Genomic DNA, 22,300 nt, shown 5'->3' with positions numbered 1-22,300 from the left:
GGGACGATCAGTGGTCTGAAGCCGCCGCCGCGCCGAAGCCGGTCTCGGAGCGCACGCGCTGGGCCGCGTAGGCCGCGCGCTCTTTCTTCGCCTGTTCGCTCTGGTCGAGCACCGAGAAGAGCCAGGTGCCGAGGAAACCGGCCAGCATGGAGAAGAGCGCCGGCGAGGTGTAGGGGAACCAGGCCGAACCCTTGGGATTGCCGAGCACGTCTTCCCACACCGCCGGCGAGACCACGGTGAGCCCGACCGAGGCGATCAGGCCGAGGAAGCCGCCGATCACCGCGCCGCGCGTGGTGCAGTCTTTCCACAGCACCGACAGCAGCAGCACCGGGAAGTTGGCCGAAGCCGCCACCGCGAAGGCGAGCGACACCATGAAGGCGACGTTCTGCTTCTCGAAGGCGATGCCGAGCAGCACGGCCACCACGCCCAGGCACAGGGTGGCGATACGCGAGACGCGCAGCTCCGAGGCCGAATCCGCCTTGCCCTCCTTGAAGAGGGTGGCGTAGAGGTCGTGCGACACGGCCGAGGCGCCCGACAGGGTGAGTCCCGCCACCACTGCGAGGATGGTAGCGAAGGCCACCGCCGACATGAAGCCGAGGAAAATGTTGCCGCCGAGCGCGTTGGCGAGGTGGATCGCCGCCATGTTGCTACCGCCCTTGAGCGCGCCCTTGGCGTCGAGGAAGCTTGGATCGGTGAGCACGAAGATGATCGCGCCAAAGCCGATGATGAAGGTGAGGATGTAGAAGTAGCCGATCCAGGTGGTGGCCCAGAGCACGGATTTGCGCGCCTGCTTGGCATCCGGCACCGTGAAGAAACGCATGAGGATGTGCGGCAGGCCGGCCGTGCCGAACATCAGCGCCATGCCGAAGGAGATCGCCGAGATCGGGTCCTTGATGAAGTTGCCCGGTCCCATGATCGATCGCCCGACGTTTTGCGCCACCTCCATCACGTCCTTGCCCTGCTCGGCCGCCTTGGCGACCACCTTGGGATCATTGAGCGCCAGGTTGGTCTTGATCTCCACCGCCTTGGCGAACATCGCCTCCACGTTGAAGCCGAAGTGGAAGAGCACGGCGAAGGCCATGAAGGAAGCGCCGGCGAGCAGCAGGCACGCCTTGATGATCTGCACCCAGGTGGTGGCGGTCATGCCGCCGAAGAGCACATAGACCATCATCAGCACGCCGACGATCACCACGGCCATCCAGTAGTCCAGGCCGAAGAGCAGTTTGATGAGCTGCCCGGCGCCGACCATCTGCGCGATGAGGTAGAAGGCCACGACCACCAGGGTACCGGCGGCGGCGAAGGTGCGGATCGGCCCCTGCCGGAAGCGGTAGCCCGCCACGTCGGCGAAGGTGAAACGACCGAGGTTGCGCAGCCGCTCGGCGAGCAGGAAGGTGATGATCGGCCAGCCGACCAGGAAACCGATCGAGTAGATCAGCCCGTCGTAGCCGTTGGCCATGATGGCCGCCGAGATGCCGAGGAAGGAGGCCGCGGACATGTAGTCGCCGGCGATCGCCAGTCCGTTCTGGAACCCGGTGACGCCGCCTCCGGCGGTGTAGAAAGCCGCCGCCGTCTTCGTACGCGCCGCCGCCCACTTCGTGATCCACAGCGTCAGACCGACGAAGATCAGGAACATGATGATCGCGGTCCAGTTCGTCTCCTGCTTGACGGTCTGCCCCAGGTCGCCACCGGCCGCGAAGGCAACCCCAGTGGCTGCGAGCAGCGTCAGCGCGCCGCACAGTTTCGTCGCCGTTCTCATTTGCGCACCTCCTTGAGGATCTCTTCGGTCAGGGCGTCGAACTCGGTGTTGGCGCGGCGCACATAGATACCGGTGATGATGATGGCAAAGAGGATGACACCGACGCCGATGGGGATACCAAGGGTGGTGACGCCGGTGCCGATGGGCTTGGCGAGGAACTCCTTGTCGAAGGCGATCAGCGCGATGTAGCCGTAGTAGACGATCAGCATGAGGATCGTCAGGATCCAGCCGAAACGCCCGCGCTCCTGCACGAGGCGCTGGTACTTCGGATTCGCCCGAATCCGCTCGTAGATGTCGTTTTGCATGGTGCTCTCCTCCTAAGCGTTTGCAGGGGTCTGCAGATCGTAGGCTAGAGGGGAAGCCTTACAAAATGCTTACGCGTGCAAAAATAAAAATTATTTGATAATCTCGCGCCAAGAACGCGGCGGTGAGATGTCACCGCCCTTCAAGTATTTTTTCCTTGGAGAGGACCGAACCATGGACACCACATCACGCACCGAGCGGACTCCCTCTGCCTATCCCTATCCCTTGCTGATACGGCACATGCTCGAACGGGCGGTATCCGATCACCCTGCCTCCCTGATCGTCTATGGCCAGACATGCCATTCGTACCGGCAATTGCGCGAACGGGTCGGACGGCTGGCCGATGCCCTTGCCGCACTCGGGGTGGGGCGAGGGAGCACCGTCGGGGTCATGGACTGGGATACGAACCGCTATCTCGAATGCTTCTACGCCGTGCCGATGATGGGTGCGGTGCTGCACATGGTCAACGTGCGCCTTTCGCCGGAGCAGATCGTCTATACGATCAACCACGCCGCCGACGACATCCTGCTCGTCAATGTCGAGTTCTTGCCGCTGCTGCAGCGTATCGCCGGGCAATTGCGCACCGTCAGGGCAGTCGTGCTGCTCGACGACGAAGGAAAGGCTCGCGAGGCAGATTTGCAGGGCTTGCGCTGCGCCGGGGAGTATGAGGCGCTGCTCTCGGCGGCTTCGCCGGATTACCTCTTTCCCGAGCTCGACGAAGATACCCGTGCCACCACTTTCTATACCACCGGCACTACGGGCCTGCCCAAAGGGGTGTTTTTCAGCCACCGCCAGCTGGTGCTGCACACGATCGCCTGCCAGCTCGCGCTGGGCGCTGCGGCGCACTGTCGTCTCGACAAACGGGACGTCTATATGCCCATCACGCCCATGTTTCACGTCCACGCCTGGGGCATGCCGTACGTGGCGACGAATCTCGGTCTGAAGCAGGTCTATCCTGGCCGCTACGTGCCGGAGCGCCTCCTGAAGTTGCGTACCGAGCATGGCGTGACGTTTTCGCATTGCGTGCCTACCATCTTGCAGATGCTGCTGATGAGTCCGGCATCGGCCACGACCGATCTGTCCGGCTGGAAAGTGATCATCGGCGGTTCGGCCCTGCCAGCTGCATTGGCCAAGTCCGCCTTGGAGCGCGGCATCGACGTCGTCACCGGCTATGGCATGTCCGAGACCTGCCCCATCCTGACCGTGGCCTTCCTCGATGAAGACATGCTGTCGTGGGACCTGGAAGCCCAAGCCCGGCAACGGGCCAAGACGGGACGGCCGATCCCCTTGGTGCAGCTGCGCATCGTCGACGGGGCGATGAACGAACTGCCGCACGATGGCAAGAGTGCCGGGGAAGTGGTGGTGCGCGCGCCCTGGCTCACCCAGGGCTACCTGCACGATCCCGAGGGCTCCGAGCGCCTGTGGCGCGGCGGATGGCTGCACACGGGAGACATCGGCGTGATCGACCCCGACGGCTTCCTGCGCATTACCGACCGGCTCAAGGACGTGATCAAATCGGGCGGGGAATGGATCAGTTCGCTCGAGATCGAAGGGCACATCCTTCGGGTGCCGGGGGTGGCCGAAGTGGCGGTGATCGGCGTACCCGACGAGCGCTGGGGGGAGCGCCCCTTGGCCTTTGTCGTGCCGTCCCGACCGGGGGCGGTGAGTTCCGAAGAAATCCTCCAGGCGCTGCGGCGCGCCGCCGAGGCAGGGGAAATCTCGCGCTATGCCGTGCCCGATCGCATCGTCTTCCTCGAGGAAATCCCGAAAACCAGCGTGGGCAAGATCAACAAGCGGGCCCTGCGCGAGCGCTACGGCGCCGCTTAAGGAGGGCGGGCCGAGGCGGCGGCCGAAGACGGTCGGGGAAGGAGTTCGGAAGCCGATCCCCACGCCTCGATCTCCCCGCAGGCGGCCTCCAGCGCGGCGGTGTCCAGCTCCGTGAGCCGTACCCGGGGCGCCTGTACGAGCTCCGGATGGCGGGCGAGCGAGCGGCGGTAGAGGGGATCGTAGTGCCGGGCAATGAGCTCGGCAAAGAGCGTTGCCAGATCGCGGCGAAGGGCGAGTTCCTGCCAGCGGCGCAAGGTCTCGTTCGGGACGAAGCCTTTGAAGCGCTCGAGCCGCCGCGCGAGCGCCTCAGGCTCGTCGCCCAGCCAGCCATAGTCTTCGAGCAGGAGCTGCAGGCGGCACTCCTGGGGCGTATCGAGCACGATCATGGGGGCGAGCCGCATTGCTTCGTGGAGTACCTCGGGCAGCTGCACCAGGCCGATGCGCTTGCTCTCGGCTTCGACGAAGACGGGCCGGGAAGGGTCGAAGCGGCGCAGCGCCGCGACGAGCGCCGTATCGAAGGCTTTTTGCGTGGGCTGGGCTTCGCCTCCCGGCCAGGCGCCGAGGATGGAGCCGCGATGACGCGCCAAGGCTTCGAGGTCGAGCACCTGATGGCCGCGGCGCTCGAGCGCCTGCAGTACGCGCGTCTTGCCCGAGCCGGTGGGGCCGGCGATGACGCGCCAAGAAAAGTGCGCCGGCAGCTCGGCGAGCCGCTCCAGCACCCAGCGGCGATAGGTCTTGTAGCCGCCCGCCAGCTGCGCCGCTGACCAGCCGATCATACGCAGCCAGGTGACGAAGGCGCCGCTGCGCTGCCCGCCGCGCCAGCAGTAGACGAGGGGGCGCCAGGAAGGAGGATGCTGCTGCAGGCGTTCCTGCAGGTGACGCGCGAGATTCTTGGCTACCCAGGCGGCCCCGAGCCGGCGCGCCTCGAAGGCCGAGTGCTGCTTGTAAATGGTGCCGATGATGCGCCGTTCGGTGTCGTCGAGCACTGGCAGGTTGATCGCGCCGGGGATGTGGTCTTCGAGAAACTCGGCGGGCGAGCGTGCGTCGATGATCGCGTCGAATTCGTCCATCCGTTCGAGCGGTACAATCCGGTCTTTGTCTTTGGCAGCCATGGATCTCGAGGAGGTCAAATATATGGAACGAGGAACAAGCACTTCGGCGCACGGCATCCGGCTCACCGAATGGGCCCACGGCGGCGGTTGCGGCTGCAAGATCGCGCCGGCGGTGCTGCAGCGCCTGCTCGGTTCGCTGCCTCCCGGGTTGTGTCCGCCGGAGCTGCTCGTGGGTACCGAGGCGAGCGACGATGCGGCAGTCTACCGCCTGCGCGAGGATTTGGCGATCGTCGCCACCACCGATTTCTTCACCCCCGTGGTCGACGACCCCTACGATTTCGGCCGCATCGCCGCCACCAATGCGCTCTCCGACGTCTATGCCATGGGCGGGCGGCCGATTTTGGCGCTGGCCCTCGTCGGCATGCCGGTCGGCAAGCTGCCCGAGGAGGCGATCACCCGCATCCTGGAGGGCGGCGCGGGCGTGTGCCGTGAGGCGGGCATTCCGCTCGCCGGAGGGCATTCGATCGACACGGTCGAACCGATCTACGGCTTGGTGGCATTGGGCGTGGTGCATCCCGAGCAGGTGAAGACGAACGGCGGAGCGCGCCCGGGCGACGTCCTCATTCTCAGCAAGCCGCTTGGCATCGGCATCCTCTCGGCGGCGCTCAAGCAGGGTCGGCTCTCCGGCAGTGAATACGCCGAGATGCGGCTGTGGACGATGACCTTGAACCGCGCCGGGCAGGCGCTCGCCAGTCGCGAAGCGGTGCACGCCATGACCGACGTCACCGGCTTCGGCCTGGCGGGGCACCTCCTGGAAGTCTGCCGTGCGAGCGGCGTGGCGGCGGTGCTCGACCGGGAGGCGATCCCCGTGCTCGCCAGTGCGCGGCGATATGCCGAAGAGGGCGTGGCCACCGGGGCCTCCAAGCGCAACTGGGCGAGTTACGGCGAGGAGGTCGATCTGTCGGCGCTCACTGAAGACGAAGTGGAGGCGGCGCTGTGGCGCACCCTGCTCACGGACCCACAAACGAGCGGGGGGCTCTTGATCGCCTGCGCGCCAGAAGCGGCCGAAGGGGTGATGGCCGAGATCCGGGCGCACCAGGCGCTGGGCGGCTGGAAGATCGGCGAGATCGTCGAGTCGCCCCTGCCGCGGGTCGTGCTGCGCTGAATGCATGCGTGTTTCAACGCCCGGAGGCGGCGCTGCGTTTGCGCACCGCCTCCAGCGCCGAGGCGATCGCCGGCCACACCGTCTGGGACAGCTTGGGCACGGCCTCCAGCACCGGGTGCAGCCCGTCTTCCTGGAACGCATCAGGGTCGAGCGCGATCGCTTCGAGCAGGAAGGGGACGAAATGCACGGGGTAACGGGCTGCGAGGCGCGGATAGACCGCATCGAACTCGGCAGTGTAATCGGGCCCCAGATTGGGGGGCAGTCTCATGCCCACGAGCACGACTTCGCAGCCGGACTGTTTGGCCATGAGGATCATGCGCTCGAGATTGGTCTCCATCGCTTTCGGCGGCAGGCCGCGCAGGCCATCGTTGGCGCCCAGGGCGAGCACGACGACATCGGGTCGGTGCCGTTCGAGCAGCCTCGGCAGGCGGGAGGCTCCCCCGGCCGTGGTCTCCCCCGAGACGCTGGCGTCGATGACGCGGTGTGCTCCAGGTTCGAGCGCATCGAGCTGGCGCTGCAGCAGGTAGGGCCAGCCGCTTTGCGGCGGTAGCCCATAGCCCGCAGAGAGACTGTCGCCGAAGACGAGAATCGTGGCTGCGCTGGCCGGTAAAGCCGTTGCGAGCAGGGCAAACGCGAGGAAGAGCAACGCGGGAATGAATCGACCACCCTTTGGGTGGAAGCGCGGAGAAAGGATCGACATGGGCAATGAGACTCCGGGAAAAAACGTCACCCCCATATTGTGCGCCGAGAAACTGCGCAAGGTCGTTTTACGCCGCGGCGAGGAGCCGCTCGTGATCCTCGACCAAATCGATCTTGCCGTTTTGCAGGGCGAAGCGGTGGCCATCGTCGGGGCCTCCGGCTCGGGGAAATCGACCTTGCTCGGTTTGCTCGCCGGCTTGGATATCCCCAGCGAGGGGGCGGTGCTTCTGGATGGAACGCCGCTCTTTGCTCTGGACGAAGATGGACGCGCGGCCCTGCGCGGCCGCACGATCGGTTTCGTCTTCCAGAATTTCCAGCTTTTGCCCACCCTCTCCGCCCTGGAAAACGTCATGCTCCCGCTGGAGTTGAACGGCGTGCCCGCGGCCGCGGAGCGGGCCCGTCAGTGGCTCGAACGGGTGGGATTGTCCCACCGCTTGCACCATTATCCCCGTACGCTCTCCGGCGGCGAGCAGCAGCGCGTGGCGCTGGCGCGCGCTTTCGTCACTTCGCCCAAGGTGATCCTGGCCGACGAGCCTACCGGCAACCTCGACACCGCCACCGGCGAGGCGGTGATCGAGCTGATGTTTGCCTTGCGGGAGCGCGAAGGCACCACGCTCGTGCTCGTCACGCACGATGTCTCGCTGGCCAGGCGCTGCGACCGTATCTTGAAGATGCATGCGGGGCGACTCGTTCAGTGAGGGGTGTGCGCTTCGGCGCGCGTGAGCTCCGCCGCTTCCCGGCCCCGTTCCCTCGTCTGGGCCCAGAGGATGCCGGCAAGGAGGATCGCCGCTCCGAGCCACTGGCGCGGAGTCATCGTCTCGCCCAACCACAGGGCGCCTGCCAGCGCGGCGAAGACGCTCTCGAGCGAGAGGATCAGCACGGCGTGCATGGGTCGCACCGTGCGCAGCGCCTGGATCTGCAAGGTGAAGGCCACGGCGCTCGAGAGCACTCCGGCCCACAGCAGCGGCAGCCAGGTATGGGCGAGCGACTCCAGCTTCGGTTGTTCCCACAGCAGGGTGCATAGGCCCGAGAGCACGGCGGCCACGGCGAACTGGCCGGCAGAGAATCCGACGGTCGGCAAGTGCCGCCCGTAATGGCTCAGGGCGATCACGTGCGCCGACCAGAAGATCGCGCCGACGAGCTCGAGGAGGTCGCCGCGATGCACCTCCAGATTCCCCTGCACCGACAGAAAGTAGAGGCCGGCGACGCAGGCGGCCAGGCCGGGCCAGAAGGCTGCCGGCGGTCGCACGCCGCGCAGCCATCCGAGCAAAGGAACGAAGACGATGTAGCTCGCCGTAATGAAAGCGGCATTGGCGGCGGTCGTCTCGGTCAGGCCGATCTGCTGGAAGGCGAATCCCGCGAAGAGCAGCGTCCCCGTCACGATCGAGGCGCGTAGCCAGCGCTTCAGAGAGACTCCACGGCGCTGGCGCTCGAGGGCCCACCACAGCGGCAGCAGCGCCACCGCTGCCAGGGCGAAACGGGCGGCGTTGAAGGCGAAAGGCTCCATCGTCGCCATTGCCTGGCGCTGCGCGACGAAGGTGCTACCCCAGATGGCGGCGACGAGCAGGAGCAGGAAGTGGTCGCGGGAGAAACGCGGCATGGAGGAATCCGGAACCGAAAACCCGATTCTATCCTGCCGCCGTTGCCGGACGCAGGATCGCCCCGGCCGTGCGCCAGCCGCTGGCCGCCGCCGATTCCGCCCCCGGCAGGGTCGGTTCCGGCGCCATCCAGCCACCGGCGAGCCAAAGGCCAGGGAAAGGGTGCAGGGGCGGGGGAGAAGGTGCAGGCAACGGAAAGCGCTCGTCGCACCATGGCGCCGCGAGCGCTTCTTCGCCCAAAGGGAGGAGCCGCTCCGGCCCGGGGGGGGCGAGACAGGCCAATGCGGTGCGGCCACCGCCCGCCGGCGCTTGCCAGGCATCGGCTTCGGGGGTGAAGCACCATCCGTGCGTGGTATGGGGGGCGATCGCGCTCCAGAGCCGGATCTCCGGCCAATTCGAAAGCCGTGCGACCAGCGCTTCGAGCCCGGCGATTCCCCGGAGCAGGGACGCTGCGTCCCGGGGCGGAACGGCGAGCACGACGTGATCGAAATGGCGGACGTCGGTCTGCGGCAGGCGCCATCCGCCTTCCGCCGGCTCCAGGGACTGCACCGGCGCGGCGATCGCCACCTCGCCGCCGCGTCGCCCCAGCGCGCGGGCAAGCGGCACGGCAAACCATTCGACGAAGGAATCCGGCAGGCGGAACCACTGGCGGTGCGCCCGTGCGCCCAGCGCGGCGGCGAGAAGACGGGCGAAGCGGGGCAGAGGGGTCTCTTCGGCCGGAGCAAGGCACAGAAGGCGGCACAGGGGGCGCCACAAGAGGTGCAGCGCCGCTTCGTCGCCCCACGGCAATGCCGTCTGGGCGAGCGGTAGGTCGGGTAGGGCGCTCCCGCCATGCCGGCCGGCGCGCAGCAGCCGCCGCAAGGCGCGGCTGGTCGCGCGTCGTTCCCTGCTAGAGAGCGTTCCTTCCGGCTCGCCCCATACTTCCAGACCGCTCCAGCGCGTGCGCAGGGTGAGCGATCCGGCACCCACCACCGTCCATCCTGGCGTCGACGTTTTCAGGTGGCGCGGCGACAGGCCCAGGCGGCGGGCGCAGGCAAAAAGGTGTGGGCTCGCCCCCCACAGGGGCAAAATTTCCGCGCTCAGACAGGAGATGCCCGTGCCCAGCCTTGGCGAGCGCTCGAACACCGCCACCCGGACTCCGGCTTCCGCCAGCCGCAGGGCGCACACCAACCCCGCCACCCCGGCGCCGACGACCGCCACCCTCATCGGCCGGGTTTCCTCCGCCAGCCGCGCCAGGTCAGCCACAGCTGCCGCAGCGGCGGCAGTTCGAGGCGACGATCGAGCAGCCGATAGTCGAGCCCCTCGGCTTCGGCCAGCAGGGCTTCGGTCACCGTGCGGCGCGCCATCAGGGGACGCAGCGCCTGGCGCATCTGGGCGGTGGCCGCCTCGTCGGCGGCCCGGAAGTGGTGCCGCACCCGCTCGGCCTGGGCCCGCATCAGCGCCGCGAAGGCTTCGCTCCAGCGCCCTTCGAGGATCTGCGCGGCGGGCACGCCGTGGCGCTGCAGCTGATCCACCGGCAATAGGATGAGCCCGGTGCGTGCGTCCGCCCCAACGCCCAGCAGCAGCTCGGCAAGCGCGAGCCCCATGCCCAATTCCTGCGCCGCCTGCTGGGCCTCACGCTCCAAGCCCCCCAGGGCGCGCACCGTCAGCAGCGCCGGCACCGCCCCCAGGCGATAGGTCAATTGCTGCAGCTCGGCGCTGGAAGCGCAGCGCATCGTCGCCGCCCGCAGACGCGCCGCGAGCACCAGTTCGTCGAAGAAAGCCCGTTCCCAGGGGAGATCCGCCAGCACGAGGCGCAACGCCCGCGTAATGGGGTGGGTCGGCGTTCCAGAGAAGGCGGCTGCGACTTCGTTCGCCCACCAGGAAAGGGTGGTGAGCGCTACTTCAGGCTCGCGGCAGGAACGCACGGCGTCTTCCAGCGCGTCGATGAGCGCATAGAGCACGAAGAGCGCCTCCTGCCTCGGGCCACGCAGCAGCAGAAGGCTGTAGTAGCGGGCATCGGGACGGCGCTCGAGACGCTCGCGGCAATGGTCGATGTCTGGACTCATCCTCGGACCTGACGGAAACCCTGAAGGGCGGCGGGTTTGCCATCCTGCGCTTTGCAGTAAGATCGGGGCAAACCCGCAGCAATGATACCCGAACCCTGTTGGAGTCCCGAGATGAGCCTTTCCCCTGATGCGATCCGCGACGCCCTCGCAGCCCTGACCGATCCCAACCTTGGAACCTCCTTGGGTAAAAGGGCGATCGCGGGGCTAGAGACCGAAGGCGGCACGGTGCGCGTGCGGCTTGCTCTGGATTACCCCGTGGCGACGATGGGCGAGGCGGTACGCGAGGCGGTGACGCAGGCGCTCAGCCGGCTGCCCGGGGTGGAGTCGGTGCAGGTCGAGCTTCTCTCCCGCATCGAGATCCACAAGATCCCGCCCGGCACCCAGCCCCTGCCCGGCGTGGCCAACGTGATCGCGGTGGCTTCCGGCAAGGGCGGGGTAGGCAAGAGCACCACGGCGGTGAACCTCGCCTTGGCGCTTCTGGCCGAAGGGGCGCGCGTGGGCGTGCTCGATGCCGACATCTACGGTCCCTCGATTCCCCAGATGCTGGGTCTGGGGCATCAGCCGCCGGAATCGACCGACGGCAAGAGCATGGAACCGCTCATGGCCCACGGCCTGCAGGTCAATTCCATCGGCTTTCTCGTCGATCCCGAAACGCCCATGATCTGGCGCGGGCCCATGGCCTCCCAGGCGCTGCTGCAGCTGCTCACCCAGACGAACTGGCACGAGCTCGACTATCTCGTCGTCGACCTGCCGCCGGGCACGGGCGACATCCAGCTCACCCTGTCGCAGAAGGCGCCGCTCACCGGCGCGCTCATCGTCACCACCCCGCAGGACATCGCGCTGCTCGACGCGCGCAAGGCGGTGAAGATGTTCCAGAAGGTCAATGTCCCGGTCCTCGGGCTCGTCGAGAACATGAGCATCCACGTCTGCTCGAACTGCGGTCATGCCGAGCCCATTTTCGGCAGCGGCGGCGGCGAGAAGATGGCCCAGGAATACGGCCTGCCTTTCCTGGGAGCGCTGCCGCTCGACATCCGCATCCGTGAGGAAACCGACTCGGGAACGCCCACCGTCGTGGCCGAACCGGAAGGGCCCCTCGCCGCCCGCTACCGCGACATCGCCCGCCGTGTGGCGCTGGCGCTCGCGCGCGCGCCGCGCGATCTCAGCCACAAATTCCCTACCGTCGTGGTGCAAAACCGCTGAGTTTTGGCGTACACTTCGCGGCAATTCTGGGCGCGCAGGGTTGCCGGTCGCGCCGTTTTCGACCCAGGCCACGAACGGGAGTACGATGAGCATCAAATCGGATCGCTGGATACGGCGCATGGCGCAAGAGCATGGCATGATCGAACCCTTCGCGCCCGAGCTCGTGCGCCAGACCGAGCGCGGCAAGATCGTCTCCTACGGCACTTCCAGCTACGGCTACGACGTGCGCTGCGCCGACGAATTCAAGATCTTCACCAATATCAATTCCACCATCGTCGACCCCAAGGCCTTCGACGAGCGCAGTTTCGTCGATTTCAAGGGCGAAGTCTGCATCATCCCGCCCAACTCCTTTGCGCTCGCCCGTACGGTGGAATACTTCCGCATTCCCAGGAACGTCCTTACCGTCTGCCTGGGCAAGAGCACCTACGCGCGCTGCGGCATCATCGTCAATGTCACGCCGCTCGAACCGGAATGGGAAGGCTACGTGACGCTGGAATTTTCCAACACCACGCCGCTGCCAGCAAAAATCTACGCCAACGAAGGCGTGGCGCAGATGATCTTCTTCGAGTCCGACGAAGTCTGTGAAACCTCCTACCGCGACCGCGGCGGCAAATATCTCGGCCAGCGTGGCGTGACGTTGCCGCGTCTCTGAGTCGCCTCCCGGTCTTCGATCCATGCCGTTTCTTGCTGCGAGGGCGGGTCCCATGCGCTTCCATTTCCCTATTGTCATCATCGACGAAGACTTCCGCTCCGAGAATGCGAGCGGCCTGGGCATCCGGGTGCTGGCCAAGGCGATCGAAGCCGAAGGCATGGAAGTGCTCGGCGTGACCAGCATTGCCGATTTCTCCTCGTTCGCCCAGCAGCAGAGCCGCGCCTCCGCGTTCCTGCTGTCGATCGACGACGAGGAATTCCAGGCGCCGGAAGATGCCGCACGCGCCATCGCCCGGCTGCGCGGCTTCGTGCGCGCCGTGCGCTTTCGCAACCACGACATCCCCATTTTCCTCTATGGCGAGACGCGCACCAGCCGCCATATCCCCAACGACGTGCTGCGCGAGATGCACGGCTTCATCCACATGTTCGAGGACACGCCCGAGTTCATCGCCCGCTATGTCGTGCGCGAGGCGCGCAATTACCTGGAGAGCCTGCCGCCGCCCTTCTTCCGCGCGCTCACCCATTACGCCGCCGACGGCTCCTACTCCTGGCACTGCCCTGGGCACTCGGGGGGGGTGGCTTTCTTGAAGAGCCCGGTGGGACAGATGTTCCACCAGTTCTTCGGCGAGAACCTGTTGCGCGCCGACGTCTGCAACGCCGTCGAGGAACTCGGGCAGTTGCTCGATCACACCGGACCGGTGGCGGCCTCCGAGCGCAACGCCGCGCGCATCTTCCACTGCGACCACCTTTATTTCGTCACCAACGGCACCTCCACCTCGAACAAGATGGTGTGGCACTCCACGGTGGCGCCCAACGACATCGTGGTGGTCGACCGCAACTGCCACAAGTCGATCCTCCACGCCATCATCATGACAGGGGCGATTCCCGTCTTCCTGCCGCCCACGCGCAACCACTACGGCATCATCGGCCCGATTCCGCTCGAAGAGTTCGAACCGGCCTCGATCCAGGCCAAGATCGATGCGCACCCCTTCATCGATCAGGCCAACAGCCGCACGCCGCGCATCCTGACGATCACGCAGTCGACCTACGACGGCATTGCCTACAACGTCGAGACCATCAAGCAGAAGCTCGACGGCTACATCGACACGCTGCACTTCGACGAAGCCTGGCTGCCGCACGCCGCCTTCCACGATTTCTATGGCGACTATCACGCCATCGGCGAGGATCGCCCGCGTTGCGAGCACTCGCTCATCTTTTCCACTCAATCGACGCACAAGCTGCTCGCGGGTTTGTCCCAAGCCTCGCAGATCCTGGTGCAGGAATCGCGCACGCGCAAGCTCGACCGCGACGTGTTCAACGAATCCTACCTCATGCACTCCTCCACCTCGCCCCAGTACGCCATCATCGCCTCGTGCGACATCGCTGCCGCCATGATGGAGCCGCCCGGCGGCACGGCGCTCGTGGAGGAATCCCTCATGGAAGCGGCGGAATTCCGCCGCGCCATGCGCGACGTGGAAGCCGAACTCGGGGATTGGTGGTTCAAGGTCTGGGGTCCGGATTACCTCGCCGAAGAAGGGGTGGGCCAGCGCGAAGACTGGCTGCTGCGCCCCAACGACCGCTGGCACGGCTTCGGCGCCGTGGCCGAAGGGTTCAACATCCTCGATCCGATCAAGGCCACCATCATTACCCCGGGGCTGGACGTCGAAGGCGAATTCGACGAATGGGGCATTCCGGCCGGCGTGGTGACGCGTTACCTTGCCGAGCACGGCATCGTGGTCGAGAAAACGGGCCTTTATTCTTTTTTTATCATGTTTACCATCGGCATCACCAAGGGCCGCTGGAATACCATGGTCACCGAGCTGCAGCAGTTCAAGGACGACTACGACGGCAACCGCAAGCTGTGGCGGGTGATGCCCGAATTCGTCGCCAAACACCCGCAGTACGAGGACTGGGGGCTGCGCGACCTGTGCCAGCGCATCCACGCCTTCTACAAGGCGCACGACGTGGCTAGGCTCACCACCGAGATGTACACCTCCGAGATGGTGCCGGCGATGCGCCCGTCCGACGCCTTCGCCATGATGGCGCACCGCAAGATCGACCGCGTCCCCATCGACGAGCTCGAAGGCCGGATCACCGCCATGCTCGTCACGCCTTATCCTCCCGGTATTCCGTTGCTGATCCCCGGCGAGCGCTTCAACGCCACCATCGTGCGCTATCTCCAGTTCGCCCGCGACTTCAACCGGCGCTTTCCCGGTTTCGAGACCGATATCCATGGTCTGGTCAAGGACTCTGAAGGGAACTATCATGTCGACTGCGTGCGTTCGTAGCGGCTGAACGCGGCGCGCCGCCGTACACGCTAGCGACGACAAAGGGGGGCGACATGCAGCGTTTCGGAAGGTATCTGCCAGCGGCGGCGAGGTTTTTCGTCTTTTGCCTGCTGCGCCTGGGGCATTTCCGCTCTTCTTGTTCTTGGCGCAAGGCAGGGGCCTGCTTTCTACCCTTCCTTTTCCTGAGTAGCATCTCCTTCGCCCAGACCCTGCCGCCGCTGCTCATCGCCCACGTGATGCCCACCACGGGCCGTTTCGCCCTACACGCCGAGGCCGACCGGCGCGGCGTGGAGATGGCGATCGAGGATTTCGGCGGCAAAATCCTGGGGCGAGACCTGGTTCTGCTCACACGCAACGCCACCACTGATCCAGCGAAGGCGGCCGAGATCGCCGAGGCGCTCATCACGCAGAACCACATCGCCTTCATGGTCGGGGCGATCGACTCGGGCGTGGCCGCTGCCATGTCGGCGGTATGTCAGAAATACGGCGTGATCTTCATCAACACCAACTCCTCCTCGCCCTCGGAGGCGGTGGAGAACGCACATCGCACCAAGTTCGTGTTCGACGCCAACGGAGCCAACTTCAACAAGGCGCTCCTGAAATACGCCCTCGATCGGCATCCGCGCAAGCGCGCCATCCTGCTCACAGAGGACAACGTCTGGGGGCACAGCAACGCGGCGGCCTCGCGCGGCTACATCGAGCGCTACGGTGGCAGCGTGGTCGAGGAGGTCGTCGTGCCCGTCTCGCTGCCCGATCCGGCGGGGCTTGCCACGCGCATCGCCGCCATGGACATCGACGTCGTCGCCGTGAACCTGAGCGGCAACAACCAGATCCGGCTCTTCGCCCAGATCGACCCCGCGCTCTTCGAGCGGCAGTCGTGGGTGGTGGGGGAGGTCGATTGGGAAGAACTCTATCCGGCGCCCGGTACGCCGCGGCCGCTCTTCGGCACCACCTGGGCGTGGAACCTCGACACGCCCGGCACGGCCGAGTTCGTGGCACGCTACCGGCAGCGCTACGGCAACACGGTGCTCGATTATCCCGGCGACGTGACGCACGCCGCCTATCTGGCCATGCGGGCGCTGCTGCAGGCGATCGAACGCGCCGGTACGACGCACAACCATGCCGTGATCCGCACGCTCGAGACGATGCGCTGGAGCGCGCGCGAGCGCATGCAGCACGACGACGCCTACATGGATCCGGCAAGCCATCACCTGCAGCAATCCGTCTATACCGCCACCTGGCGCCATGATCCCGCCAACCCCGCTGCCGGCATCAAAATCCTCGGGCACCTGAGCCCCGAGGAGGCACGCTACGAGGGGGAAGACGCCACCCGCCTCGAATCCTTCGAGGAAACTCCTTCCTATACGCCTTGAGAGGCCAGGCATGCGCCGTCCCCGCTTCGGTCTCATCGCCCGCATCGCCTGGCTGGTCCTGGCGATCGAGGCGCTCGCCTTCGGCGCGCTCACGGCCGTGTATCTCGACCGCTCGCGCACCCTGATGGAGCGGCGCATCGAGACGCAGCTGCAGCGCGTCGGCCGCATGCTGCGGGAAGAAAACCTGCCGCTCAACGCGGTGTCCACGCCAGCGCTGATGTCCGACCTCATCGGCCTCGGCTACCAGGGAGGATTCGTCTTCGGCGGCAGCGGCCGGGTGATCGTCGCAAGTGACCCCCTGCTGTTGGGAAAAAAAGCCGATGAAGTGCCGGGATTCGACCCTTCCTGGTTGAATGCCTCCGTACGGTCAGGGTTCGAAGCATTCTTCGCGCCCGAACGGCTCACCGCCGTCTTGCACGTGCGAGGGCCGGAGTCCTCCGCTCCTCTCTATACCGTGGTGCTCACCTTCGACACCGCCGAGCTGCGTGCCGCCACCCGTGAGGTGATTGCCTGGGGCGCAGCGCTGTCTCTGGCCTTCCTCCTCTTCACGTCGTTTGCCATCGTCTTCCTGGCGCACCGCCTCATCACGCGCCGGGTGCAGCATACCCTGCGCGCGCTCAAGCAGATCGAGGACGGAGCCCTGGAGATGCGCATCTCCATCACCGCCACCGACGAATTGGGCGACTTGCAGCAGGGCATCAATTCGATGACGGAAAAGCTCGCCGCCACCATCGCCGAACAGAAGCAGGCGCAGGCGCGTATCCGCCAGCTCGCTTTCTATGACCAGCTCACCGGCTTGCCGAACCGAGTAGCCATTCTCGAATACCTCCGGGAGGTTCTGAGCAACGATGGCGGAAGTCATGGGGCGCTGCTGCTCTTCGATCTCGACGACTTCAAAACGCTCAACGAGACCTTGGGCCACGAAGCCGGCGACGAGCTGTTGCGCGAGGTGGCCGAGCGTTTGCGCGATGGATTGGGAGGCGAAGCGCAAGTCGCGCGTGCCGGTGGCGATGAGTTCCTCGTCGTCCTTACCGGGCTCGACGAGGACGAAGCCGAGGCCAGAGGCCGCATCGAGGCGCTCTTCGAACGCTTGCGCACCTTGCTCGTTCAACCCTGTCGCATCGGACACGCGCAGATGCGCACCACCGCCAGCTGCGGCGCCGCCCTGTTTCACGGGGCGCAGGTCGGGCTCGACGAGCTCCTCAAGCGCGCCGAACTGGCGATGTACCACGCAAAGGCCAGCGGCCGTAACCGCTTGTGTTTCTTCGATGAAGAGATGGCGCGCGCCGTGCGTCACCGCGCCGAGCTCGAGCGGGATCTGGAGCAGGCGATCGAGGCCGGCCAGTTCGTCCTGTATTACCAGCTGCAGGTGCGTGGCCCCCATCAGGCCGTGGGCGCCGAGGCGCTCATCCGCTGGCCGCATCCCGAGCGCGGCATGATCTCGCCGGCCGAGTTCATTCCGCTCGCCGAGGAAACCGGCCTCATCGTCCCTCTCGGGCGCTGGGTGCTGGAGACGGCCTGCCGGCAGCTGGTTTCTTGGGCAAGCACGCCGGAGACGGCCCAGCTGACCCTCTCGGTCAACGTCAGCGCCCGCCAGATCTATCAGCCGGATTTCGTCGATCAGGTGCTGGAGGTGGTCGAAAAGAGCGGTGCGGATCCGCGCCGCCTCAAACTGGAGCTCACCGAGAGCACCTTGGCCTCCGACATTGCTGGCGTCATCGAGAAGATGCGTCTTCTCAAACAGAAAGGCATTGGCTTCGCCCTGGACGACTTCGGCACGGGGTATTCCTCGCTCACCTACCTCAAGCGCCTGCCGCTCGACGAGTTGAAGATCGATCAGTCCTTCGTGCGCGACGTGCTCACCGACTCCAACGATGCGGCCATCGCACGCACCATCGTGGCGCTCGCCCACAGCCTGGGGCTGGAGGTGATCGCCGAGGGGGTGGAGACGCCCGAGCAATGGAAGTTCCTGGCCGAGCTAGGATGCCCCGCCTACCAGGGTTATTATTTCGCGCGACCCGTGCCGATCGAGCGTTTCGAGGAGACCTTGCGCGGGTTCCTTCTCGTCCAGCGGGAAATTGGACTACCGACGGATTCGGGGCGCTAAGCGTCGCTGTGGCGGTAGGTGACGATCTGGTAAGGGTATTCGTCGTCAGGATCCGCCTCGGGGCGTTCGCGGCCGACTTCGGCGAAGCGCCTCCGGTCCCATTCAGGGAAGAACGCATCCCCCTGAGGCTCGGCGTCCACTTCTGTGATCACCAGGCGATCGGCAAACGGCAGTGTCTGGCGATAGATCTGCGCTCCGCCGATCACGAAGACCACCGGCTCAGCCTCGAGCGCCGCCCGCGCGGCTTCGAGCGAGGGATAGACTTCCGCGCCGGGGGCCGTGAAAGAGGGATCGTGGCTCACCACCACGTTGCGGCGATGGGGCAGCGGCCGGCCGAGCGATTCCCAGGTCTTGCGCCCCATGAGCACCGCGTGCCCGGTGGTGAGGCGGCGGAAGTGCCGCAAGTCGGATTTCAGCCGCCAGGGCAGCGCCCCGCCGCGACCGATCACGCCATTTCGCGCCACTGCGGCGACGATCACCCACTCGCTCATACGGCCACCGGCGCGGGGATGTGCGGATGCGGCTCGTAGCCCTCCAGCGTGAAGTCTTCGTAGCGGAAAGCGAAGAGATCGGTCACTTCCGGGTTGAGCTTCATCTTGGGTAGCGGCCGCGGCTCGCGGCCAAGCTGCAGCCGGGCCTGCTCCAGGTGGTTGAGGTAGAGATGGCAATCTCCCCCCGTCCAGATGAACTCGTGCGCCTCATAGCCGCAGACCTGGGCCACCATCAGGGTGAGCAGCGCGTAGGAGGCGATGTTGAACGGCACGCCGAGAAAGACGTCGGCGCTGCGCTGATAGAGCTGGCAGGAGAGTTTGCCCTCGGCGACGTAGAACTGGAAGAGCACGTGGCACGGCGGCAGCGCCATCTGGTCCACCTCGGCCGGATTCCAGGCCACGACCAGGTGGCGGCGCGAATCCGGATTCGTCTTCAGCCCCTCGACGAGGCGGGCGATCTGGTCGATGCGACGCCCATCCGGCGCCTCCCAGCGCCGCCATTGCTTGCCATAGACCGGCCCGAGCTCGCCGCGCTCGTCGGCCCACTCGTCCCAGATCGTCACGCCGTGCTCGCGCAGGTACGCCACGTTGGTGTCGCCGCGCAGAAACCACAGCAGTTCGTGGATGATCGATTTGACGTGCAGTTTCTTGGTGGTGAGCAGCGGAAAGCCTTGGCGCAGATCGAAGCGCATCTGCCAGCCGAAGACCGACAGGGTGCCGGTTCCGGTGCGGTCCGCCTTGCGGGTGCCGTGCTCCAGGATGTGCCGCAGGAGGTCGAGGTAGGGTCGCATTGCCGTGTCGGAGGAAAAAATCGACCCTTATTCTAGCGCAGCTGCGCGGCGGCAACACCGCCGTCAGGGTTTATCCTCGGGTGAGTCGGTGTTATTCTTTCCTGCGTCGGCATGCCCCTTTTCAGGAACGGAACATCCATGCACAACGTAGAGCTCTACCGGGACGATGCCCATCTGTGCGTGCTGCTCAACGAAAGCGAGGAGCTCGATGAGGGCGGCATCCACTCCAACCAGTTCCTCATCCTGCATCAGGAGTTCGGCGTCCTGCTCGATCCCGGCGGCTTCGGGGTGATGCCCGACGTGCTCGATGCCATGCTCGCCTACTGCGAGCCGGAGCAGATCCGCTACATCGTCTTGTCGCACCAGGACCCGGACATCGTGGGCGGCCTTGCCTCCTGGCTCGAACTCACGCGCGCCACCGTGCTCATCTCGCGCCTGTGGACGCGTTTCATCCCTCATTATGGCCTTCCGAACACCGATCGTATCGTCGCCATCCCCGATACCGGCGCCCAGATCGATCTTGGAACCTCCGCCGTTCTCGACCTGATTCCGGCGCACTTCCTGCATTCCGAGGGCAACTTCCAGGTCTACGATCCGCGGGCGAAGATCCTCTTTTCCGGCGACGTGGGGGCTTCGGAACTGAGCGGTGCCGAGACGCAGACCTTCATCGAGGATCTGGCGCCGCATCTGCCCCGCATCGAGGGGTTCCATCGCCGCTACATGGCGAGCAACCGCGCCATCAAAGCGTGGAGGGAAACCTTGGGCGAGCGGCCGGTCGAGCTGCTGGCGCCACAGCACGGGCCGGTCTATCGCGGCGCTGCCGTTGGCCAGTTCCTCGGCTGGCTCGAGGGGCTCGAATGCGGCGTCGATCTCCTGCAGCCCGGGGGAGTGTTTCGGCGATGAACCGTTTCATTCCCCCCGATCTCTTGCGTCTGCGGCGCGATAGCCTGCGAGCGATCACCGGTATCCTCGAGCATGAGACCCGTTTCCGTCTCGGGTTTTCGGCCATGGCGGCTGCACTCGAGCGCGCCCATCGCCGTCTGGCGGCGACGCTCGAGCATCCGCCGGCCGAAGGAACGGCCGAGGCGGAATCTCCCCGCTCCCAGCTTGCCCGCCTCGACCGTATGGTCGGTCTGCTCCACGAGCTCCTCGACCAGGATGGGCGGGCCCAGACCGAGGCCATCGTCTCCTTGCTGCACCACTTTGAAGCAGCCAGCGCCGAACTCACCCAGACCCTGGTGGAGAAGGAGCTCATCGACCGGCAGCGCGCCGTGCTCGAACGCATCATCTTTTCCTATGAGCGCATCTCCCAATGGATGGAGTTCCTCAAGGAGATCCTCACCGATTTTTACCAGATCTTTCCGTTCGATGCGTTCTTCGTCGCTTTTGCCGAGAAGCACGGGCTGACGCTCAAGGTCTTCCACCCTGCGGCGCTGGAATCGGCCATGCGAGAGCAGCTCTTGCATCGCGTCTCGCAGCACGTCCTCGCTTCCCTGGGTCAGCCTCCCGATGCGGCGTTTGACATCGAAGAGCATTTCCTCACGACCCAACCCGCCGAGGCGAAGCCGGTCGAATCGATGATGTTGATCACCGAGCGGGTGCCGGAGCGGCACACCAAGCTCGCCGGCATCCTCGGGGCGGCCTTCGGCGTGCATGAGAAGCTCTCGCCGCAGGAAGAGGCGGTGATCCGCTCGCTTCTGGCGATCGTCGTCATCGTGGTCGGCTCCAGCCGCGCGTTGGGGCAGTCGCTCGCCGAGCTCGAATACTATTCGCTGCACGACCCCCTCACCAACCTCTACAACCGGCGGCATTTTCTCTCCATGCTGCAGTACGAGATCACGCGCAGCGAGCGCCACCAGCACGAATTCTCTCTGCTGATGGTCGATCTCGACGATTTCAAGGACGTCAACGACACCTTCGGCCATCCCGTGGGCGACGAAGCCTTGTGCCAGGTCGCAAGTCACCTCAAGACCTGTGTGCGGCCGGGCGATCTTGTCTGCCGCATCGGAGGCGACGAATTCGTCATCCTCTTGCCGGAGACGGGCAAAGAGGAAGCCAAACGCCTTGCCCGTACCATCCGTGACCGTCTGCGCGAGCATCCCGTCCACGCTTCCCAGCTTGAATTCCATCTCACCGCCTCGATCGGCATCGTCACCTATCCCGCCGACGGAGCCAATCAAAACGATCTGATGACCCGGCTCGACTTCGCCGCCTATGAAGCGAAGAAACGGGGCAAGGACGGCGTCTTTCACTACAGCGACATCGACCGCGGCGAGGAAGTGCAGCGCATCGCCCAGCACCGTCGCCAGGAAGCGGAGGTCGTGCGCGCCGCTTTACGCAAGGGGCGCATCGTCCCCTATTTCCAGCCCATCATCGAAACGGGAAGTGGCCGGGTCGTCGCCTACGAGGTGCTCGCGCGGCTGATCGCCGACGATGGCGAGATCGTCTCCGCCGCCCGCTTCATCGACGCCATCGAAAAGTACGGCATGGGCCGGGAGCTCGACCGTCGCATGATCTCTGCCGCGCTCGATGCCCTGCGCCGTCTGCCGCCGACGGCAAACGATTCGGCCCCGCTGCTCTTTCTCAATCTCTCGGTGCAGGAGATCCAGAACCGCAACGTACTGACCTTTGCCTCCCGCCTTTGTTATCAGTGGGAGATCGACCCTCATCGCATCGTCTTCGAGCTGCTGGAGCGCGATGCCATTTCCGACATGGAGAAGATCCGCCGTTTCCTCACGACGCTGCGCAAGAAAGGATTTCGTTTCGCTCTCGACGATTTCGGCAGTGGCTACAACTCCTTCCACTACCTGCGCGAACTGGAATTCGACTTCGTGTCAGGTCCCGGACGATTGCATTGATCCGCGACGTCGTGCATTATTCATAGGTCGCGAGACGATGCGTGAGCTGATCGAGGAACTACGGAGGCAAAAGTCATGATGGTTCGACTGCAC

At 65.6% G+C, this 22,300-nt stretch carries 19 protein-coding genes; 10 read left to right on the top strand and 9 right to left on the bottom strand.

The window, feature by feature from the left end:
• Nucleotides 1–7: 7 nt before the first annotated feature.
• Complete coding sequence (locus tag EPD82_RS06725; protein ID WP_055422804.1) at nucleotides 8–1,756, bottom strand: cation acetate symporter; 1,749 nt, start codon at nucleotides 1,754–1,756, stop codon at nucleotides 8–10.
• Nucleotides 1,753–2,061, bottom strand: a complete 309-nt coding sequence (locus tag EPD82_RS06720; RefSeq protein ID WP_055422803.1) for a DUF485 domain-containing protein — start codon at nucleotides 2,059–2,061, stop codon at nucleotides 1,753–1,755. Before EPD82_RS06720 ends, EPD82_RS06725 begins: the two co-directional genes overlap by 4 nt.
• A gap of 172 nt (nucleotides 2,062–2,233) precedes the next feature.
• On the opposite strand from EPD82_RS06720, the gene EPD82_RS06715 reads away from it, so the two are divergent.
• Nucleotides 2,234–3,886 (top strand): fatty acid--CoA ligase, encoded by a 1,653-nt coding sequence (locus EPD82_RS06715; RefSeq protein ID WP_141056203.1) that lies wholly within the window; start codon nucleotides 2,234–2,236, stop codon nucleotides 3,884–3,886.
• Here EPD82_RS06715 and mnmH read toward each other — a convergent pair.
• On the bottom strand, nucleotides 3,883–4,998 hold the full coding sequence (gene mnmH, locus EPD82_RS06710; protein ID WP_141056202.1) for a tRNA 2-selenouridine(34) synthase MnmH: 1,116 nt from the start codon (nucleotides 4,996–4,998) through the stop codon (nucleotides 3,883–3,885). The genes EPD82_RS06715 and mnmH overlap by 4 nt on opposite strands.
• A gap of 22 nt (nucleotides 4,999–5,020) precedes the next feature.
• Between mnmH and selD the strand changes: the two genes are divergently transcribed.
• Complete coding sequence (gene selD / locus EPD82_RS06705; protein ID WP_141056201.1) at nucleotides 5,021–6,103, top strand: selenide, water dikinase SelD; 1,083 nt, start codon at nucleotides 5,021–5,023, stop codon at nucleotides 6,101–6,103.
• A 13-nt stretch (nucleotides 6,104–6,116) separates the two neighbouring features.
• Here the strand turns inward: selD and EPD82_RS06700 are convergent, their stop codons facing one another.
• Nucleotides 6,117–6,803 carry an arylesterase gene (locus tag EPD82_RS06700; RefSeq protein WP_141056200.1) on the bottom strand — a complete coding sequence of 229 codons (687 nt, stop codon included), beginning with the start codon at nucleotides 6,801–6,803 and terminating at the stop codon, nucleotides 6,117–6,119.
• Here EPD82_RS06700 and EPD82_RS06695 point away from each other — a divergent pair.
• Entirely contained in the window at nucleotides 6,802–7,500 is a 699-nt protein-coding gene (locus EPD82_RS06695) for an ABC transporter ATP-binding protein (RefSeq protein WP_055422800.1), read from the top strand. The two genes, EPD82_RS06700 and EPD82_RS06695, sit on opposite strands and share 2 nt — an antisense overlap.
• Here the strand turns inward: EPD82_RS06695 and EPD82_RS06690 are convergent.
• Genes EPD82_RS06690 through EPD82_RS06680 form a run of 3 tightly spaced genes read right to left on the bottom strand, consistent with a single transcriptional unit; the run spans nucleotide 7,494 to nucleotide 10,448 of the window.
• Nucleotides 7,494–8,402 (bottom strand): DMT family transporter, encoded by a 909-nt coding sequence (locus EPD82_RS06690; RefSeq protein ID WP_170210802.1) that lies wholly within the window; start codon nucleotides 8,400–8,402, stop codon nucleotides 7,494–7,496. The two genes, EPD82_RS06695 and EPD82_RS06690, sit on opposite strands and share 7 nt — an antisense overlap.
• 28 nt (nucleotides 8,403–8,430) lie before the next feature.
• Complete coding sequence (locus EPD82_RS06685; RefSeq protein WP_141056198.1) at nucleotides 8,431–9,606, bottom strand: FAD-dependent oxidoreductase; 1,176 nt, start codon at nucleotides 9,604–9,606, stop codon at nucleotides 8,431–8,433.
• Nucleotides 9,603–10,448: a squalene/phytoene synthase family protein gene (locus EPD82_RS06680; protein WP_141056197.1), complete on the bottom strand. Its 846-nt coding sequence runs from the start codon at nucleotides 10,446–10,448 to the stop codon at nucleotides 9,603–9,605. The genes EPD82_RS06685 and EPD82_RS06680 overlap by 4 nt, the downstream gene beginning before the upstream one ends.
• Before the next feature lie 111 nt (nucleotides 10,449–10,559).
• Here EPD82_RS06680 and apbC point away from each other — a divergent pair, with 111 nt between their 5' ends.
• The 5 genes from apbC (at nucleotide 10,560) to EPD82_RS06655 (ending at nucleotide 18,067) form a co-directional block, all read left to right on the top strand.
• Nucleotides 10,560–11,648, top strand: coding sequence for an iron-sulfur cluster carrier protein ApbC (gene apbC / locus EPD82_RS06675; RefSeq protein WP_141056196.1), 1,089 nt, complete (start codon nucleotides 10,560–10,562; stop codon nucleotides 11,646–11,648).
• A gap of 85 nt (nucleotides 11,649–11,733) precedes the next feature.
• The gene (dcd, locus tag EPD82_RS06670; protein ID WP_028874211.1) at nucleotides 11,734–12,300 is read left to right on the top strand and encodes a dCTP deaminase; all 567 of its coding nucleotides are present in this window, start codon (nucleotides 11,734–11,736) and stop codon (nucleotides 12,298–12,300) included.
• A gap of 52 nt (nucleotides 12,301–12,352) precedes the next feature.
• A complete protein-coding gene (locus tag EPD82_RS06665; RefSeq protein WP_141056195.1) occupies nucleotides 12,353–14,587 on the top strand; it encodes an arginine/lysine/ornithine decarboxylase in 2,235 nt (744 codons plus the stop codon).
• Between the two features lie 53 nt (nucleotides 14,588–14,640).
• Nucleotides 14,641–15,960: an ABC transporter substrate-binding protein gene (locus EPD82_RS06660; RefSeq protein ID WP_141056194.1), complete on the top strand. Its 1,320-nt coding sequence runs from the start codon at nucleotides 14,641–14,643 to the stop codon at nucleotides 15,958–15,960.
• 10 nt (nucleotides 15,961–15,970) lie between these two features.
• Entirely contained in the window at nucleotides 15,971–18,067 is a 2,097-nt protein-coding gene (locus tag EPD82_RS06655; protein WP_206202225.1) for a putative bifunctional diguanylate cyclase/phosphodiesterase, read from the top strand.
• Here the strand turns inward: EPD82_RS06655 and EPD82_RS06650 are convergent.
• Nucleotides 18,064–18,558 (bottom strand): dihydrofolate reductase, encoded by a 495-nt coding sequence (locus tag EPD82_RS06650; RefSeq protein WP_141056193.1) that lies wholly within the window; start codon nucleotides 18,556–18,558, stop codon nucleotides 18,064–18,066. The two genes, EPD82_RS06655 and EPD82_RS06650, sit on opposite strands and share 4 nt — an antisense overlap.
• On the bottom strand, nucleotides 18,555–19,349 hold the full coding sequence (locus tag EPD82_RS06645) for a thymidylate synthase (RefSeq protein WP_141056192.1): 795 nt from the start codon (nucleotides 19,347–19,349) through the stop codon (nucleotides 18,555–18,557). Before EPD82_RS06645 ends, EPD82_RS06650 begins: the two co-directional genes overlap by 4 nt.
• Before the next feature lie 138 nt (nucleotides 19,350–19,487).
• Between EPD82_RS06645 and EPD82_RS06640 the strand changes: the two genes are divergently transcribed.
• Both EPD82_RS06640 and EPD82_RS06635 read left to right on the top strand, forming a co-directional pair.
• Complete coding sequence (locus tag EPD82_RS06640) at nucleotides 19,488–20,252, top strand: oxygen-binding di-iron domain-containing protein (protein ID WP_055422790.1); 765 nt, start codon at nucleotides 19,488–19,490, stop codon at nucleotides 20,250–20,252.
• On the top strand, nucleotides 20,249–22,207 hold the full coding sequence (locus tag EPD82_RS06635; RefSeq protein ID WP_170210801.1) for a putative bifunctional diguanylate cyclase/phosphodiesterase: 1,959 nt from the start codon (nucleotides 20,249–20,251) through the stop codon (nucleotides 22,205–22,207). The genes EPD82_RS06640 and EPD82_RS06635 overlap by 4 nt, the downstream gene beginning before the upstream one ends.
• The last annotated feature ends 93 nt before the right edge of the window (nucleotides 22,208–22,300 follow it).

Source organism: Tepidiphilus succinatimandens (assembly GCF_006503695.1).
GTDB lineage: Bacteria > Pseudomonadota > Gammaproteobacteria > Burkholderiales > Rhodocyclaceae > Tepidiphilus > Tepidiphilus succinatimandens.
The sequence above is the reverse complement of the archived record's forward strand: the minus strand, read 5'-3'. Positions and strand labels throughout refer to the sequence as shown.

What these genes read in the sequence shown, in the direction of transcription:
- EPD82_RS06725 (WP_055422804.1), bottom strand. Translation starts at nt 1,756, where the DNA reads ATGAGAACGGCGACGAAACTGTGCGGCGCGCTGACGCTGCTCGCAGCC.
- EPD82_RS06720 (WP_055422803.1), bottom strand. Translation starts at nt 2,061, where the DNA reads ATGCAAAACGACATCTACGAGCGGATTCGGGCGAATCCGAAGTACCAG.
- EPD82_RS06715 (WP_141056203.1), top strand. Translation starts at nt 2,234, where the DNA reads ATGGACACCACATCACGCACCGAGCGGACTCCCTCTGCCTATCCCTAT.
- mnmH (WP_141056202.1), bottom strand. Translation starts at nt 4,998, where the DNA reads ATGGCTGCCAAAGACAAAGACCGGATTGTACCGCTCGAACGGATGGAC.
- selD (WP_141056201.1), top strand. Translation starts at nt 5,021, where the DNA reads ATGGAACGAGGAACAAGCACTTCGGCGCACGGCATCCGGCTCACCGAA.
- EPD82_RS06695 (WP_055422800.1), top strand. Translation starts at nt 6,802, where the DNA reads ATGGGCAATGAGACTCCGGGAAAAAACGTCACCCCCATATTGTGCGCC.
- EPD82_RS06700 (WP_141056200.1), bottom strand. Translation starts at nt 6,803, where the DNA reads ATGTCGATCCTTTCTCCGCGCTTCCACCCAAAGGGTGGTCGATTCATT.
- EPD82_RS06690 (WP_170210802.1), bottom strand. Translation starts at nt 8,402, where the DNA reads ATGCCGCGTTTCTCCCGCGACCACTTCCTGCTCCTGCTCGTCGCCGCC.
- EPD82_RS06685 (WP_141056198.1), bottom strand. Translation starts at nt 9,606, where the DNA reads ATGAGGGTGGCGGTCGTCGGCGCCGGGGTGGCGGGGTTGGTGTGCGCC.
- EPD82_RS06680 (WP_141056197.1), bottom strand. Translation starts at nt 10,448, where the DNA reads ATGAGTCCAGACATCGACCATTGCCGCGAGCGTCTCGAGCGCCGTCCC.
- apbC (WP_141056196.1), top strand. Translation starts at nt 10,560, where the DNA reads ATGAGCCTTTCCCCTGATGCGATCCGCGACGCCCTCGCAGCCCTGACC.
- dcd (WP_028874211.1), top strand. Translation starts at nt 11,734, where the DNA reads ATGAGCATCAAATCGGATCGCTGGATACGGCGCATGGCGCAAGAGCAT.
- EPD82_RS06665 (WP_141056195.1), top strand. Translation starts at nt 12,353, where the DNA reads ATGCGCTTCCATTTCCCTATTGTCATCATCGACGAAGACTTCCGCTCC.
- EPD82_RS06660 (WP_141056194.1), top strand. Translation starts at nt 14,641, where the DNA reads ATGCAGCGTTTCGGAAGGTATCTGCCAGCGGCGGCGAGGTTTTTCGTC.
- EPD82_RS06655 (WP_206202225.1), top strand. Translation starts at nt 15,971, where the DNA reads ATGCGCCGTCCCCGCTTCGGTCTCATCGCCCGCATCGCCTGGCTGGTC.
- EPD82_RS06650 (WP_141056193.1), bottom strand. Translation starts at nt 18,558, where the DNA reads ATGAGCGAGTGGGTGATCGTCGCCGCAGTGGCGCGAAATGGCGTGATC.
- EPD82_RS06645 (WP_141056192.1), bottom strand. Translation starts at nt 19,349, where the DNA reads ATGCGACCCTACCTCGACCTCCTGCGGCACATCCTGGAGCACGGCACC.
- EPD82_RS06640 (WP_055422790.1), top strand. Translation starts at nt 19,488, where the DNA reads ATGCACAACGTAGAGCTCTACCGGGACGATGCCCATCTGTGCGTGCTG.
- EPD82_RS06635 (WP_170210801.1), top strand. Translation starts at nt 20,249, where the DNA reads ATGAACCGTTTCATTCCCCCCGATCTCTTGCGTCTGCGGCGCGATAGC.